The 15,602-nt window shown below is 48.8% G+C and carries 13 protein-coding genes and 1 pseudogene; 4 read left to right on the forward strand and 10 right to left on the reverse strand.

Annotated elements, in window-relative coordinates; translation table 11 throughout:
• Window positions 1-125 precede the first annotated feature (125 nt).
• From FAH67_RS02275 to FAH67_RS02310, 8 genes are all read right to left on the reverse strand, one after another.
• Window positions 126-1,691, reverse strand: coding sequence for an ABC transporter ATP-binding protein (locus tag FAH67_RS02275; protein WP_003681477.1), 1,566 nt, complete (start codon window positions 1,689-1,691; stop codon window positions 126-128).
• 81 nt (window positions 1,692-1,772) lie between these two features.
• On the reverse strand, window positions 1,773-3,326 hold the full coding sequence (locus tag FAH67_RS02280; protein WP_003681475.1) for a fatty acid--CoA ligase: 1,554 nt from the start codon (window positions 3,324-3,326) through the stop codon (window positions 1,773-1,775).
• Window positions 3,327-3,645: 319 nt separating this feature from the next.
• Window positions 3,646-4,431, reverse strand: a complete 786-nt coding sequence (locus FAH67_RS02285; protein ID WP_003681471.1) for a TatD family hydrolase — start codon at window positions 4,429-4,431, stop codon at window positions 3,646-3,648.
• Between the two features lie 4 nt (window positions 4,432-4,435).
• The gene (locus FAH67_RS02290) at window positions 4,436-4,789 is read right to left on the reverse strand and encodes a PilZ domain-containing protein (protein WP_003681469.1); all 354 of its coding nucleotides are present in this window, start codon (window positions 4,787-4,789) and stop codon (window positions 4,436-4,438) included.
• Between the two features lie 10 nt (window positions 4,790-4,799).
• Complete coding sequence (locus FAH67_RS02295; RefSeq protein WP_039864229.1) at window positions 4,800-5,780, reverse strand: DNA polymerase III subunit delta'; 981 nt, start codon at window positions 5,778-5,780, stop codon at window positions 4,800-4,802.
• A 321-nt stretch (window positions 5,781-6,101) separates the two neighbouring features.
• A complete protein-coding gene (locus tag FAH67_RS02300; RefSeq protein ID WP_003681464.1) occupies window positions 6,102-7,301 on the reverse strand; it encodes an MFS transporter in 1,200 nt (399 codons plus the stop codon).
• A gap of 114 nt (window positions 7,302-7,415) precedes the next feature.
• Window positions 7,416-7,604 (reverse strand): cbb3-type cytochrome oxidase assembly protein CcoS, encoded by a 189-nt coding sequence (ccoS, locus tag FAH67_RS02305; protein ID WP_003681462.1) that lies wholly within the window; start codon window positions 7,602-7,604, stop codon window positions 7,416-7,418.
• Window positions 7,604-7,909, reverse strand: coding sequence for an HLGFF motif protein (locus FAH67_RS02310; RefSeq protein WP_003681461.1), 306 nt, complete (start codon window positions 7,907-7,909; stop codon window positions 7,604-7,606). The genes ccoS and FAH67_RS02310 overlap by 1 nt, the downstream gene beginning before the upstream one ends.
• A 236-nt stretch (window positions 7,910-8,145) precedes the next feature.
• Between FAH67_RS02310 and FAH67_RS02315 the strand changes: the two are divergent.
• Window positions 8,146-9,340, forward strand: a pseudogene (locus FAH67_RS02315) (acetate kinase).
• A 148-nt stretch (window positions 9,341-9,488) separates the two neighbouring features.
• Here FAH67_RS02315 and FAH67_RS02320 read toward each other — a convergent pair.
• Window positions 9,489-12,248, reverse strand: coding sequence for a TonB-dependent receptor domain-containing protein (locus FAH67_RS02320; RefSeq protein ID WP_003681456.1), 2,760 nt, complete (start codon window positions 12,246-12,248; stop codon window positions 9,489-9,491).
• A 384-nt stretch (window positions 12,249-12,632) separates the two neighbouring features.
• On the reverse strand, window positions 12,633-13,094 hold the full coding sequence (locus FAH67_RS02325; RefSeq protein ID WP_003681452.1) for a c-type cytochrome: 462 nt from the start codon (window positions 13,092-13,094) through the stop codon (window positions 12,633-12,635).
• A 132-nt stretch (window positions 13,095-13,226) separates the two neighbouring features.
• Between FAH67_RS02325 and FAH67_RS02330 the strand changes: the two genes are divergently transcribed.
• The 3 genes from FAH67_RS02330 (at window position 13,227) to FAH67_RS02340 (ending at window position 15,555) form a co-directional block, all read left to right on the forward strand.
• Window positions 13,227-14,051 carry an SDR family oxidoreductase gene (locus FAH67_RS02330; RefSeq protein ID WP_003681451.1) on the forward strand — a complete coding sequence of 275 codons (825 nt, stop codon included), beginning with the start codon at window positions 13,227-13,229 and terminating at the stop codon, window positions 14,049-14,051.
• 113 nt (window positions 14,052-14,164) lie between these two features.
• The gene (locus FAH67_RS02335; protein ID WP_003681449.1) at window positions 14,165-14,638 is read left to right on the forward strand and encodes a Fur family transcriptional regulator; all 474 of its coding nucleotides are present in this window, start codon (window positions 14,165-14,167) and stop codon (window positions 14,636-14,638) included.
• The gene (locus FAH67_RS02340) at window positions 14,626-15,555 is read left to right on the forward strand and encodes a CobW family GTP-binding protein (protein WP_003681447.1); all 930 of its coding nucleotides are present in this window, start codon (window positions 14,626-14,628) and stop codon (window positions 15,553-15,555) included. The genes FAH67_RS02335 and FAH67_RS02340 overlap by 13 nt, the downstream gene beginning before the upstream one ends.
• The last annotated feature ends 47 nt before the right edge of the window (window positions 15,556-15,602 follow it).

Genomic DNA, 15,602 nt, shown 5'->3' on the forward strand with positions numbered 1-15,602 from the left:
TTTGTTTCCTTTTAAATCGGGATTAATAAATATGTTGTTCAGAATAGTGGCAGACAGGGAAAATTTCAAGTGCCGCCACTAGGTAATAGTTTTTTTGAAATGTGCCTATCGTAATCCTTAAAGATTCAGACGGCCTCTTGAACCATGTGGCCGGAGTGTGCAATCAAATGGCGCGTATAGTCGCTGCTTGGATTGGCAAATACGTTTTCGCATTCGCCTTCTTCAACAACTTTGCCATCTTTCAACACCATCACGCGGTGGGAAATGGCGCGGATCACAGCGAGGTCGTGGCTGATGATGATGAAGGCGAGGCCGTATTCTTTTTGCAGGCTGCTGAGCAATTCAAGGATTTGTTGTTGCCATTGGACATCAAGTGCGCTGGTTGGTTCGTCCAAAACGAGGATTTTCGGACGGACGATGATGGCGCGGGCGATGGCGAGGCGTTGGCGCTGGCCGCCGGAGAAGGCGTGCGGATAGCGTTCGAGTGCATCTTCGGGCAGGCCGACTTGTTTGAGGACTTCTTCGACACGGTGGCGCATTTCTTCGCGTGGCATTTCAGGTTCGTGTACGCGCAAGGCTTCGGAAACGGTATCAAAGACGTTCATGCGTGGATTGAATGCGCCGAACGGGTCTTGGAACACCATTTGGATTTCGCGTCTCAATTCGCGTTTCCATGGCTCGCCGTTGATGTTCAGGCTGCCTTCGGAGTCGATAAGGTGCATAACGGCTTTGGCTAATGTAGTTTTGCCGCTGCCGCTTTCGCCGATGATGCCCAATGTTTCCCCCGATTTGATATCGAAAGAAACGGGGTTGAGAATGGTTTTGTCGCGTTTTTTAAACCAGCCGTCTGATTCTTTGACGGAGAAGGCGATTTGTTCGGCCTTGAGTACAGTGGCAGGGTTTTCAGGCAAAGGAGCCACGCGGCGTGTTGTGCCGGCGTTGAGCAACATTTTGGTGTATTCGTGCTGCGGATTGGCGAAGACTTCGGTTGCTTTGCCGGTTTCGAGGATACGGCCATTACGCATAACGGCGACATCGTCGGCAAAACGGCGCACAAGGTTCAAGTCGTGCGTAATGTAGAGCATGGTCATGCCGTGTTCTTCCTGCAGGCGTGAGAGCAGGTCGAGGATTTGGGCTTGAACGGCAACGTCCAAAGCGGTGGTTGGTTCGTCGGCAATCAGGAGCTTGGGCTGGGCTGATACGGCCATGGCAATCATGGCGCGTTGGCGTTGGCCGCCGGAAAGTTGGAAAGGGTAGGCCTGGGCTTTTTGCTCGGGCTGGTGGATGCCGGTTTCGTCCAGGAGTTCGATAGCGCGCACCCATGCCTGTTTTTTATCCAAACCCAAATGCAGGGACAGGACTTCGGCGATTTGTTCGCCGACGCGCATGACGGGGTTGAGGGCAGTCATGGGTTCTTGAAACACCATGCCGATTTCACGGCCGCGCAGTTTTTGTAGGGCGCGTTCAGGCTGGGTCAGCAGATCGGTTCCGCAATATTTCAGACTGCCTTCAAAGGTAACCATCGGATTGAGGCGCATAATGCCTTGCGACAATACGGTTTTGCCGCTGCCGCTCTCGCCGACCAATGCCAGCTTGCGGCCGGGTTGCAAGGTCAGGTTGATATCGTGCAGGACTTGCTTGCTCGGAAAGGAGCCGTTTAGGTTTTCGATTTCGAGTATAGGTGTCGTCATGGTCGTGGCCGTCTGAAAAGTTTGTTGATGACAGGTTTTCAGACGGCCTGCATGAATCAAGGGGCCGTCTGAAACAGTGGTTTAGTCTTGAAACTGTTCTTTGAGTTTGCGTTTTAACACTTTGCCGGTGGCATTGCGCGGCAGCTCGTCTTGGAAGATGACTTGTTTGGGGATTTTAAAGTTTGCCAACAGGTCGCGCAGGTGGCTGCGGACTTCGGCTTCTTCCAGTTTCATGCCTTCTTTGAGTTGGATAAAGGCAATGATTTCTTCATCGGCGTATTGGTCCCTCACGCCGATTACGGCAGTGGCTTCTACGGCTTCGAGTTTGTAGATGGCTTCTTCGATTTCGCGCGGATAGACGTTTTGGCCTTTGGAGATAATCAGGTCTTTTTTGCGGTCGACGATGAAGATGAAGCCGTCTTCGTCGATGGTGACGAAGTCGCCGGTTTTCAGCCAACCGTTGACAATGGTTTCATCTGTGGCGTCAGGCATATTGAGGTAGCCCTGCATTACCGAGCCGCCTTTGATGATGAGTTCGCCCACTTCGCCGCGCGGCACTTCGATCAATTCGTCATCGACGGCTTTCACGGTCAGGCCGGGCAGGGCGACGCCGACGCTGGCGGTTTTTTGGCGCTCAAACGTATTGACGGCAACAACGGGCGAGCATTCGCTTAAGCCGTAGCCTTCCAGCAATTTGGCGCGTGGGAATTTGGCTTTGAAGTCGTCAATGGTTTGTCCGGCCAGAGGCGCGCCGCCGCTGATAAACAGACGGACGCGGTTGAACCATCTGAAATACCAAGGGATTTTGGCTTTGCTCATGGCAGTGTAAATAGCCGGTACGCCGAGGAAAATGGTGGCGCGTTTGAGCAAAACCTGTTTCAACACATTGGAGAACGGGAAGACGGATTTGACCAAAATAATCGAGCAGGCTTGATATATCGGCAGTAAAACCATGGCGGTCAACGTAAAGCTGTGGAACATGGGCAAGAAGACGACGAAGCGGTCTTTTTGCGAAATTTGGAAAATTTGTTCGATGCCCGAAAGGTTGGAAAACAGGTTGTTGTAACTGATTAATGCGCCTTTGGGGTGGCCGGTTGTGCCGGAGGTGTAGATAATGTGCGCCAAATCGTTGGCTGACGGCTGACGGCTCAGATTCGGCTTGCCCGGGAATGTACGCGCGGCATCGAAATAGCTGTCATCGCCACTGGCGGCTTTGGTTTCGCCAATCCAGATGATTTTATTGACTTTGGTTTTGGCTTTGATGTTTTTGAGTTCTTTGGCCAACGGCGCGGAGGCGAACATAAAGCGTGCGCCGCAGTCATTAAGGATGTAGGAAAATTCTTCGCTTTTCAAAAAGACGTTGAGCGGGACGGCTACCGCGCCGATGGAAGTAATGGCGAAATAGGCAGCAATAAATTCGGGAGAGTTGGAAACGACAAGGGCAACCCTGTCGCCATATTGTACGCCTTCGTGTTGCAGATAGGCGGCGACGGTTTCTACTTCGCGTTTGAGGGAGGAATAGCTGATTTTTTCTTTGTCGTTGAAAATGACTGTGCCTTTACCGTTTTTTTGGCAGGCTGCAGTCAGCATAGCGTAAAAATTAGGGTGGGTGTGCATTTCGGAGTGTGTGTCCATATTGTGTCGATTGATGTACGGTTTCGATGAACTGTCTATTTCGAAGGATAGGTTTTACATCCTATCGGTAAAATAAGCAAGAGGCCGTCTGAAAATACTTTCAGACGGCCTTGCGCTTTGCTGGGCTTGGGAAAGCAATATTTTGAATTTAAACTTATTTATTGTGTTGATGGGAATATTCCCATTCTTCAAAAGTCTGCCGTTCGGAAGATAGCGCAAGCCGATTGCGTTACTGTCTCGGGTCATTTCGAGTTTACCGTTAAGTTTGAGGCAGAACCCGGCTGACGGGTAGGCAGAGCCGATGGTAGAAGCTTTAGGCTTAGCCGTTGTTCAGACGGCCATCGGGTACTTTGTTAAACAGGCGATAGAAGTTGTCGCTGGTGTTTTGTGCCAATGTTTCCAAGCTCTCGCCGCGCAGATTGGCTAAGAACTCGGCCGTATAGCGGACGTAGGAAGGCTCGTTTTGTTTGCCGCGTTTGGGAACCGGCGCGAGGAAGGGCGCATCGGTTTCTACCAAGATTCTATCGGCAGGGACGTATTTGGCGGCTTCCTGTATCAGCGGTGCGTTTTTAAACGTCACAATGCCGGAGAAGGAGATGTACATGCCCAAATCCAAAGCGGCTTTGGCAAAGGCGACGTCTTCAGAGAAGCAGTGAATCACGCCGGAGTTGGTGTGACATTCTTTCAAAATCCGCAACGTGTCTTTGGCCGCATCGCGCGTGTGGACGATAACGGGCAGGCCGCTTTCGTTGGCGGCTTGGATATGGTCGGCAAAGCGTTGATGTTGCCATGACAAATCGCCTTTGCACCAGTAATAGTCCAAACCGGTTTCGCCGATACCGACGATTTTCGGATGTTTGGCCGCTTCTACCATTTCGGCAATGGTAAATTCTTCCGCTTCTTGGCTGTCGGGATGTATGCCGATGGTGCAGTAGATGTGGTCGTTTGCCTGAGCAATGTCGAAGACTTCGGCAAAACTTTGTTTGCTGACGCTGATGGCAAGAGCCTGCTTGACGCTTTGCGCTTCCATATTGGCAAAGACTTCGGGCAGGCGGTCTTTTAGGCCGTCAAAGTTGAGATGGCAATGTGAATCGATTAAATACATGGTATTACAGGGTAAAAGTAGTGCGGTCGCTGTGCAGGTGCGGGCCAAGCTCGGCTTCGATCAGGTTTTTGGCCTGCAGGCAGCTTTCGTGTTCGGAGAATGCAAGGCCTACGCCTTTGGGGCGGTAGGCTGAAATGTGCACCGGATTGATCCAAACGACTTTGGTGGGCAGGAAGCGTTTGGGATAGTCGGCGATTTCTACGGCCAAGAGGATGTCTTCGCCTAGGGAGAATACGTCATCGGTCGGTACGAACAGTCCGCCGTGTTCTAAAAACGGCATATAGCAGTTGTACAGCAGATTGGGGTCTTTGAGTTGCAAGGCCAACATCTTCGCCGGAATGTCTTTTTTATTCATCATTTATTACCTGTTAGGGTTTGTTTTGCCAAAAATCCAAATATTCGATAAGCAGATACTCAAGCTGCATTTTAACACTCAAGGTATGGTATCCGTAAGGGTTGAGCGCGTTCAGACGGTCCAATAGGGCAAACAGCTTGCGTGAATCGGTTTTAGAGGCCGTCTGAAGCAGGGTTTGGGCATGATGCGGATAATAAAGCGGCGCCATGCTTTGTTGTGCCAAGCCGACATCCATCAGCCACTTTTGCAGCCAGTCGATGAAAACGGCCAGCGGCTGCTTTTGTTTGTCGAACGCGGCGGCGTAGTCGAGTATGGCCAACAGGCGCGGGGCAGCCAGCAGCGTCAGTAACTCTTCACGCAATGCGTCCAATTCGGGAGTCGGCGTGAATAAAGGCGCACCGCTGTGGAATGCCAATAAGGCTTCGGCATTTTCCACGCCCTGTTGGCGCAGGTATGCCGCAGCCTGCTCATGGGTAGGTGAAGGCAGCACCATTTGGCGGCAACGGCTTTTGATGGTGGGCAGGAGTTTGTCGCGCGTATGGGTAACGAGCAGGAAAACGACGTGTTGCGGCGGCTCTTCCAGAGCTTTCAACAAACCGTTTGCCGCCTGAGTGTTCATGCTTTCAGCCGGATGTACCAATACCACGCGCAAGCCGCCTCGGACAGCGGTCAGGTAAATGTTTTCCACAATATCGCGCACGGCATCGATTTTGATTTGCAGGAGTTTGCGTCCCGTTGCCTCGCCTTCGGGAATTTCCGGCGTGAGTTCGTAAAAGTCGGGATGGGTGTTTTGGTTGAACAAATGGCACGAAGCACACTCGCCGCAGGGTTCATGACCGGACTTGGGCGATTCGCACAGCAATGCCTGCGCGACAAAGCGGGCAAACTCGGTTTTGCCGGTATTTTCTTTGCCGGTAAACAGCCAGGCGTTGGGACGGTTTTGCCAATGGGCGGCGAGCTGTTGCCATTGGGTTTCATGCCATGGATAAATCATATCGTTTGGGAACTATAAGGTAGGTGGTTATTATACTCTCAGGCCGTCTGAAAAGGTTTCAGACGGCCTTTAATAAGCTGCCTAAAAATTAATCAAATATATTTTTACTTTGAAATATCAATCATTAAGATTACTTATTCACAGCCTTTGCACACGCTTGTTTGGGGAAAATGTGCATTTTGTTTGATGGTAAAGTGGTGCTTAAAATTTAGGCAGATGTGTTTTTTAATGTTAAATCAGACAGTAATCTGATTTATGCACAAGCTGTCCACGCGATTGAACAGTGAAAATGTGCATGGTGGGGATACATTTTAGACGGCCTTATTTGCTGGTTTTCAACAAAGCGGTCAAATCACCGATAAATTTCGGTTCACGTTTGATGAGGTAAACAATTAACGGAAGATTACCCACGGCAACAATCAAATACAGCAGCGTAATGCTGTCGAACAACATCAGCAAAACCGTGCTCAAAATGGCAGCCGACACCATAAACACACCATTGATGATGTTGTTGGCAGCCACAGCGTGGGCGCGGAAGGTTTCGCTGCTGGCGGTTTGCAGCCAAGTGTAGAGCGGTACAGAGAAGAAGCCGCCGAAAAAGCCGATGGCCGACATCACCAGCATAATCGGATACGCTTGAGCTTGCGATAAAAACCAGATAATGCCGTTTAACTCGGTAAAGCGTTGGCCGTGGGTCAGCCACACCAGCAATAATCCACAGACGGTTAGACCCAGAGTGCCGATGGTAACCAAGCCCAAAATCAGGCGCTCGTGGCTGAGTTTGGCGCATAACACCGAGCCGATGGCAATGCCGATGGAGAACAGCGCCAACATCAGGTTGAACACATTATCGTTGCCGCCCAAATGGATTTGCGTGAACGTCGGCAGTTGGGTGGTATAAACCGAGCCGACAAACCAAAACCATGAAATACCAATGATGGAAGTGAATACGGGACGATCGGCTGCCGCTTCACGAATCAGTGAATTTGTGCCTTTGATGATGTTCCATTCGATTTTTGTGTCCGGCATTTTAGCGGGTACAGACGGCATAAACAGGCTGGTTATTGTGCCGCCGATAGCGACCAATAACACCAAACCGCCAACAATATACGGCGGAACACCTGCGACTGCGGTGCCCAAAATTTGGCCGAGCAAAATGGCGATAAACGTACCCGATTCAATCAGGCTGTTGCCCATAATCAGTTCTTTGTCGTTGAGGTAATCGGGCAAAATGGCATATTTCAGCGGGCCGAACAAGGTTGATTGCGTGCCCATGCAAAACAGGCAGATTAAAAGTAAAGGCGCGGATTGGATGTAGAAGCCATACGCCGCCACTGCCATGATGATGATTTCCAACAGCTTGATCCAGCGTGCCAAAACGGCTTTATCGAATTTGTTGCTCAGCTGCCCTGAGAGCGCGGAAAACAGGAAGTAGGGCAGGATAAACAGCATTGCGCCCAAGTTCAGCATTTGGCTGGGCGGCAGAAAGTTGTTTTTGCCTAAACCGTAAAAACTGATCATCACGAATAATGCGGTTTTGAACACATTATCGTTAAACGCGCCTAAAAACTGCGTCCCAAAGAGCGGCGCAAAACGGCGGGTCGTGTGGAAATTCAGATTGTCTTTTTTTAAGGCTCATTGTTTGGATTCTTTGTCTTCGTCTTTTTCGATCAGTTTTTCAGTGGAGTCGTCGTCCATCAAAATGCGGTGCGCAGGGCCTTCAAGGTCGTCAAACTGTCCGTTTTTACCCGACCACCAGAAAAACCAGCCGATGATAAAGGCCAAAATAATGCTGATGGGGACAAGGATAAACATACTTTCCATTACATCGCTCCGGTCAAATCGGTCAGGATAAAGGTTTTACCGCTGATGGTCAGGTATTCGTTGCGCAACGCACCGATATTTTTATCGTCAAAAAACAATTCGATACGGTCTTTAACCACGCGCCAGTATTGCGGGATATCGGTTTGCTCAAAAGGCGACAATACCGCCGCTTCGGCTGCATCTTCGCTTTGCAGCTTGATTGCGAAGCGTCCGCTTTGCGGCGGATTTTGTGATTCATCGTCTGCCAACATAATAAAAAATCCGGCGTGTTCGCCGTCTTGAGTGTGGATACTGAAATAATGCATATCGGGAAATCTTCAAAACCGCCGTCATTTTTTTCAGACGGCCTAAAATAAAATTCCGTCCATTTTACATCAAATATTAAGTCAAGCAGCCGATTACATTTTTTGTTAGAATACGGCGTTTACTTTGTTAATCTATTCAGACCGCTACCCACTACGTCCCACAAGGGGTGCAACATAGCCGGAGCAGCAGTAAGGTCCCGACAAAAAATGCCGTCTGAAACCTCAAGGAGCATAAAATGACACAAAAATTAATCTTGGTTTTGAACTGCGGTAGCTCTTCCCTCAAAGGTGCCGTATTGGATAACGACAGCGGCGAAGTGTTGCTGAGCTGCCTTGCCGAAAAACTCAATCTGCCCGATGCCTACATCACCTTCAAATTCAACGGCGAAAAACACAAAGTCGATCTGTCTGCCAAGCCCGACCACACCGGCGCAGTTGAAGCCCTGATGGAAGAACTCAAAGCCCACGGCCTCGACAGCCGCATCGGCGCCATCGGCCACCGCGTTGTGAGCGGCGGCGAGTTGTACAGCGAATCCATCCTCGTTGACGACGAAGTCATCGCCGGCATCGAAAAATGTATTCCGCTCGCTCCGCTGCACAACCCGGCACACCTTTTGGGTCTGCGTGCCGCACAAAGCATTTTCAAAGGCCTGCCTAACGTTGTTGTATTTGACACCGCATTCCATCAAACCATGCCTGAACACGCTTACAAATATGCCGTTCCACATGAATTGTATGAAAAATACGGCTTGCGCCGCTACGGTGCACGGTACCAGCTACCGCTTCGTTTCTGACGAAACTGCACGCTTCCTCGGCAAAGACAAAAAAGACCTGCGCATGGTCATTGCCCACTTGGGTAACGGCGCATCTATCGCAGCAGTCGCCAATGGCGAATGTAAAGATACCAGCATGGGCCTGACTCCGCTGGAAGGCTTGGTAATGGGTACCCGCAGTGGCGATATCGACCCTTCAGTTTTCAGCTTCTTGGCTGAAAATGCCAATATGACCATTTCCCAAATTACCGAAATGCTGAACAAAAAATCCGGCCTGCTCGGCATTTCCGGTCTGTCCAACGACTGCCGTACCATCGAAGAAGAAGCTGCCAACGGCCACGCAGGTGCCAAACTGGCTCTGGAAATTTTCATCTACCGCTTGGCTAAATACATCGGCAGCATGGCAGTAGCAGCCGGCGGTTTGGACGCATTGGTATTCACCGGCGGCATCGGCGAAAACTCCGACATCATCCGCGAACGCGTATTGGGCTACTTGGGCTTCCTTGGTCTGCACATCGACCAAGAAGCCAACCTGAAAGCCCGCTTTGGTAACGCCGGTGTAATTACCACTGCCGACAGCAAAGCTGTTGCTGTTGTGATTCCTACCAACGAAGAATTGATGATTGCACACGATACTGCCCGTCTGAGCGGCCTGTAATCCGTCATTATTAAAACCTGCCCGTAAGGGCAGGTTTTTTTATTGTGTATAGATGAAGAAAATTTTGAGAATATATTGAAAAAAGCCGGCAAACATTGTGTTTACCGGCTTTTTAATCAGTGCAGTATTAAGATACTGATAGATAGGTTTAGAACTTATAGCTGATGGTAAACAGCAAAGTCCTGCCTCGTGCGTAGTTGTTCAAGACGGAGCGCGTTGTGCCGCCATATTTGCCATTGCATAAACCGTTGTCACATTCGACTTCTTCGTCATCTAAACCGCCTTTTCTTTCAAATACGCTGAAATAGCGCTGGGTTGCGGCATCATTTGCGGCATCCAAAGGATCGACATAGCGTTTATTGAACGCATTTTGAATATCAAAACGAAGGATCAGGTTTTTCTTCGGTTCATAATTGGCATAGAAATCAAAAATCAGCGGCTGTCTGTTGATGCTTTCTGTTTTTTTGATCACCCTTCCGCCCGTTTTCCATGAAGAGTAGGTATTGTCACCGGTTGTACCGTCAACAAATTCCTCCTCAGTAGTCGCCCGTGTACTTTTGCCGTAATAGCGCATAATACCACCGACGGTCAATTTGTTGCCCAACCATCGAGACCCTAATTCAAACCGACCGTAATCTCGGGGTAGGCGTGAAATTTTGCTTAAGCCGTAGCCCTGTTTGATTTGGTCTTCTTTAGAAGAGTTGCGGGGCGATTCGCTGGCATCGCTATAATTGGTCGGTTGGTTGGTTTTTTGATATGCGTAAGACAGGGTTGTAAAAAAGCGGCCGAAATCATAGTTCATTTCCACTTCCAAACCATTTTTATGGACAGGTTTGGCATAGTTTCGATGCTGGATAGAGTATGTCAGGCCGGTACTGGTTACCCAGCTGGGTGCTTTATCCAAATCCCACCATTTGCCATAAACATTGTGGATATAGTTGTTTATCCTGCTGCGATAGGCGACCAGTTTGAAACCTAATACATCGTCCGGCTTGAAAATCCCTTTTTTGAAGGTATTGAAGCCTATTTGGTAAGTATTGGCCTGTTCCGGCTTAAGGGCGGTATTGACGCCCGAGTCGCCGATTTGTGAAAAATACATTTCTTGAATATTCGGCATTCTATGCGTACGCGAATAGCTGATAAACGGCATAAAGTAATCATTAACATTGATGTTTAATGCCACCGAATGGTTTACCGCATGCTTTTTACCGGATTTGGTATAAACCGGTTCGTAAAGGTCGCAGCTTGGCGTGCAATGCTGTTTATAAATTTCAGAATCTTCTCCAAATGCTTTTTTAAAGTCTTCTGGGGTATTGAAGTAGTCGGTATATTCACCCTTGTAGCGGTAGTTGACCATATTGGCGCTGTAATTCAATTGATAAATGCCTTTTTTCAAGGAAGTATCAAAATAGAACGTATTGAATTTTTGCTGGCCTGAAGGTTGCAATATGGTTGATTTTTGAGGAAATAATCCTTTGTCGCCTTTGAAGCGGCCTAAAAAGCTGTACAGGCCGGCATCTTGATCCGGGCCGTTGTAAAACAGGCTCAGCTCTTCCGGAAAGCGGTTTTTACTGTATTGGTTTTTAAAGAAATTGAAACCGACGGTGGCTTTTAAATCTGTTTTTTGGGGAAGTTTGAAAGAAAAGCTGTTGTTGATATCCAAAAGATTGGCTGTGTTTTTGGTTTCCAAATAATCAAGCAGCCCCCATCCCGAAAAACGTGAGTTTTTCGGATATTTTTGTTTTCCCAGATTATGGGCGGCCAATACGTTTAAATCGACATAATCGCCAATGTTTAAATTGTAATTGGCTTGGTAGTTGCGGTTTTCTACTTTGCGGCTGCCGATGCGGTTGTTCATGGTACGAAGCTGAAGGTCCAGCTTGTTGTTGTCGTTTTCGTATTCCACTTTGACCAAATGGCTGTTTGAGCGTTGTTGCAGGCTGGTCGGGTCGATAGGTGTCAGATCCCATTGCGGTGCCAAATTCTCTTTCCAGCCTCTTTCCAAGTCATCGACATAATCTCTTTGCAAAACTTCAGGATCGTTATATTTTTTGGAGAAAGGGTAGTCCCAATAGCTTTTACCAGCCGCATTGGGCTTGGAAAAGTCGCGAACCCAACGATTTTGCCCTTGGTCGAATTTTAATAAGTTGCGTTCAAAATATTCTTGTTTTTTATGGTCCAGATATTCCTCGCCAAAATTGCCGATACGCTGACCGCCGCCGCCTACTTTATAGTTTTGCTCGACATTACGGTGGCTGTAACCATATAACGCACCAAGGCGCGCACCGCTGTCAAACCATTTTTGTACCGCTCCGGTTGCCATAAAATTGCTTTTGGTGCTGTTTGTGCCGGTCAATCCTTTGGTCAAGAGGCCGAAGGTATTGTTTCCGTGTACCACATCGTCTACCCGTAAAGTACGGAAATTGGCTGTACCGGATAAGGCATTGATGCCGTTGGCACCCGTGAAACTGCCTTTGGTTACATCCACGCCGGCAATAAAATTGGGATCCAGTGCCGTACCGAATTGCGAGGAGCTGCCGCTGCGTCCGGCATCGGCAGAAGTGGAATAGAAGGTTTGGGTGACGCCGTCAACCATCGTATTGACGCGTCCCAAACCGCTATCGCCACGGATATTGACCGCCAATACCCCCGATCCCTTGTCTTGTTGGGTAAAAACGCCGGGCATGCTCCGCACGATGGCATCGATGTTTTCGCTGGATTGATAAACGCGTTCACGCGAACTTTTGGCTTGGCCTTCGGTAAAAACTTTTTTCTCTTTGGCAATGTATTTACCTTTGACTTGAATTTCATCAAGCTCTTGAGTTGAAACCTCGTCTTCTGCGTGTGCGATACTTGTTATAGCCAGTAAAGATAATGTCAGTAGATTTAATTTGAAATTCGGATTCATGATAGTTACCTCAGAAACGAAGCCGTTACTTTATAACATATTATTAAACTTTACAAATATTTTGATAATGGTTTTTTTTGTTAAAAAATAAAGCAGATTCTTGTTTCAGGAGATAATCCACCCGCATATGATTCATCTGGCTGAAAAGATAAAGCAGGCCTGAATTTGAATTTGGTTGGTCGAGAAGAAGGGAGTAATTGGATTTAAACAGCCGGAAGAAGAAAATTTGATTGCGATATGTGAATTGAGCCGTCGGTTTAAAATGAAGTCCAAAAAACATGAAATGCAAAATATAAAGTCAATATAGAATAGAAAGATTTGAAGTCATTTGAAGAAAAGGCCGTCTGAAAATGATATTTCAGACGGCCTTTATTGTTTTAAGCCTTATTCCGGACCGCGGAATGTGTCGTGGCAGGATTTGCAGGTTGCACCGGTTTCACCGTAAGCAGCTTTGATTTCTTCCAGTTTGCCGGTTTGGGCGGCGGCGTTGAGTTTCTCAACCGCTGCGACGAATTTTTCTTCTTCGGCTTTGAATGTGGCTGTGTCTGTCCAGATGGCAGGCAGGGCGCGGCCGTTGCCTTGAGGGTCGGATTCAAACAGGGTGAACGGTTTTTTGCTGTTTTCAGCAAAAGTGGCTGCAGCTTGTTTGAATTTTTCAACGTCGTAAGGCTCTTCGTCTTTGACCATTTTGCCCATACGGGTAAACTCAGGCATCATGGATTTGAACGCGGCCGTACGGTCTTCGGAAATAGGGCCTTTAGGCTGGGAAGGCGCACCGCTGCCGCCGCAGGCGGAAAGGGTAAGCACCACGGCTGCCAAGGCAACTGGGATAAAACGGGTTTTCATATGGAGTGTGTCCTATTGTGATGATATGATTATCGTTAAATTTAGAATCAGTCGGTCAAACGCTCAGGCCGTCTGATAAGGCGTTATCATACCTTAAACCCAAGTCTGAAACGAGTATAGAAAGGAAACGATATGGCAATTTTGATTACTGGAGCATCGGCAGGATTCGGTGCGGCGATGTGCCGCACCTTTGTTGCGGCAGGCTATCATGTCATCGGCGCGGCACGGCGCGAAGACAAATTGCAGCAGTTGGCAGAGGAATTGGGCGAGCAGTTTTACCCTTTGGAAATGGATGTTTCGCGTACGGAGTCGATTCAAAACGCTTTGAACAGCCTGCCCGAGCATTTAGCTGAAATCGATTGCCTGATCAACAACGCCGGTTTGGCTTTAGGTTTGGATTCCGCCGATAAAGCCGATTTTGGCGATTGGGAAACCATGATTCAAACCAATATCATCGGCCTGACTTTTCTGACCCGCCAGATTTTGCCGCAGATGGTAGCGCGCAAACAGGGCTACATCATCAATTTGGGTTCGATTGCCGGCAGTTATGCTTATTCCGGCAGTAATGTCTATGGCGCGACCAAGGCTTTTGTGCGCCAATTCAGTATGAACCTGCGCGCCGAATTGGCAGACAAAAACATCCGCATTACCAATATCGAACCGGGTTTGTGCGGCGATACCGAGTTTTCCAACGTCCGTTTCAAAGGCGACGATCAGCGTGCGGCCGAGGTCTATGAGAATGTCGAGTTTATCCAGCCGCAAGATATTGCCGATACCGCTTTATGGCTCTATCAGCGTCCTGCGCGGATGAACGTCAATTCCATCGAAATCATGCCGGTTGCCCAGACCTTCGCAGGTATGAAAGTTTACCGCGATGAGCCTGCTCTGGTGAAGGAGGAAACGTTTGAAAAACAAAGCATGTCTTTGTTTGGAAAAATTAAATCTTGGTTTAAGTAATCGGCATCAGGCCGTCTGAACATTTCAGACGGCCTCTTTGTTATCTGAAATTGAACAAACACGTTATAATGTAATTTTTTATTAACAAGGCCGTCTGAAAGGCTGTTTCAGTTATGAACGCAATCAAACAAAAAATCTTAGAACAAGCGCAGCGCGATGGTGTGCAGGTAACCGCATTGCGCGAGCAAGTGCTTGATATTGTTTTGAAACAAAGCGGTGTGATTAAAGCCTACAACGTCTTGTCGCAGATGCAGCAGCAAAGCGAGGGCGCAGTTGCGCCGCCGACGGCCTACCGCGCCCTTGATTTTTGGGCGGAGCAGGGCGTTTTGCACAAAGTGGCGGCGGTCAACGGCTATATTCTATGCAGCCACGCGCAGCACGAGTGCGACGACCATTGCCATGACCACGAAGAAGCCGAAGCGCACCACAGCGCGTTTATTTTGGTTTGTACCGAATGCGGTACGGCAGACGAGCAGACCTTGAGCCAAGAATGGGCGGCATTGCGTGCAGGCGTGGCCGAAACCGGTTTCTCATTAAAAGAAGAACATGTTGTTTTAACAGGAATTTGTAGAAAATGTCAGAAGTAAAAAAGACCAAAGCCCACCTGATTTCAGGCTTCCTTGGAACAGGCAAAACCACCGCCCTCAAAAGTCTGATGGCGCAAAAAGACCCGAATGAAAAATGGGTCATCATCGTCAACGAATTTGGCGAAATCGGCATTGACGGCGCTGTCTTGAGCGACAACGGCATTCCCGTGGCAGAAATCGCCGGCGGTTGTTTGTGTTGTACTGCCGGCGCACAAATGGGTACAACCGTACAAAAAATGCTGCGCGATGCCCAACCCGACCGCTTGATGATTGAAGCCAGCGGTCTGGCGCACGCCGCCAGCGTTATCGACGAACTGAAAGCCAAGCCGCTTGACAGTATGCTGGAAATCGGCGCCGTCTTTACCGTTGTCGATCCGCGCCAATTCATTAATCCCGATTATGCGCAACAAGCCTTGTATAAAGACCAAATCGGCATTTGCGACGTATTGGTCGCCAGCAAAACCGATTTGTGCACGCCCGAGCAGCTGGCTGAGTTTCACGATAAAGCGGCCAAGCTGTTCCCGCCTAAAGCCAAAGTGGTTGAAGTTCAAAATGCGCAACTTGACATCCAATGGCTTGATATTCCCGTTGTCGAAAAATCGCGCTACCGCCTCAAAGCTCTGCCGGACAACACCATGGGCTTCCAGTCTCAAGGCTTCACTTTCCCTGCCGGACGTGATTTCGACGGCGAAAAACTGACCGATTTCTTTAACGACCTGCCTAAATTTACAGACGGCCTCGTCCGCGCCAAAGGCGTGTTCCAAGTACTCGGTACATGGGTATGGCTGAACTGGGTGGATGGTCAATGGGGCGCAAACCAAGTTTCATGGCGTCGCGATTCCCGCTTTGAGCTGATTGCCAAATCGTTTGACGCGGATTTGATTGAGAAGAAATTGCAAGAGGCGTTGGAGAAGTAAATCATCGGCCAAACGCTTATTAATCCGTTACTATATGCCGTCTGAAG

The sequence above is a fragment of the Neisseria flavescens genome (assembly GCF_005221285.1).
Lineage (GTDB): Bacteria > Pseudomonadota > Gammaproteobacteria > Burkholderiales > Neisseriaceae > Neisseria > Neisseria flavescens.

Bases quoted from the DNA above. Each gene is read 5' to 3' on its own strand.
- FAH67_RS02275 (WP_003681477.1), bottom strand. From the start codon at position 1,691: ATGACGACACCTATACTCGAAATCGAAAACCTAAACGGCTCCTTTCCG.
- FAH67_RS02280 (WP_003681475.1), bottom strand. From the start codon at position 3,326: ATGGACACACACTCCGAAATGCACACCCACCCTAATTTTTACGCTATG.
- FAH67_RS02285 (WP_003681471.1), bottom strand. From the start codon at position 4,431: ATGTATTTAATCGATTCACATTGCCATCTCAACTTTGACGGCCTAAAA.
- FAH67_RS02290 (WP_003681469.1), bottom strand. From the start codon at position 4,789: ATGATGAATAAAAAAGACATTCCGGCGAAGATGTTGGCCTTGCAACTC.
- FAH67_RS02295 (WP_039864229.1), bottom strand. From the start codon at position 5,780: ATGATTTATCCATGGCATGAAACCCAATGGCAACAGCTCGCCGCCCAT.
- FAH67_RS02300 (WP_003681464.1), bottom strand. From the start codon at position 7,301: ATGATCAGTTTTTACGGTTTAGGCAAAAACAACTTTCTGCCGCCCAGC.
- ccoS (WP_003681462.1), bottom strand. From the start codon at position 7,604: ATGGAAAGTATGTTTATCCTTGTCCCCATCAGCATTATTTTGGCCTTT.
- FAH67_RS02310 (WP_003681461.1), bottom strand. From the start codon at position 7,909: ATGCATTATTTCAGTATCCACACTCAAGACGGCGAACACGCCGGATTT.
- FAH67_RS02320 (WP_003681456.1), bottom strand. From the start codon at position 12,248: ATGAATCCGAATTTCAAATTAAATCTACTGACATTATCTTTACTGGCT.
- FAH67_RS02325 (WP_003681452.1), bottom strand. From the start codon at position 13,094: ATGAAAACCCGTTTTATCCCAGTTGCCTTGGCAGCCGTGGTGCTTACC.
- FAH67_RS02330 (WP_003681451.1), top strand. From the start codon at position 13,227: ATGGCAATTTTGATTACTGGAGCATCGGCAGGATTCGGTGCGGCGATG.
- FAH67_RS02335 (WP_003681449.1), top strand. From the start codon at position 14,165: ATGAACGCAATCAAACAAAAAATCTTAGAACAAGCGCAGCGCGATGGT.
- FAH67_RS02340 (WP_003681447.1), top strand. From the start codon at position 14,626: ATGTCAGAAGTAAAAAAGACCAAAGCCCACCTGATTTCAGGCTTCCTT.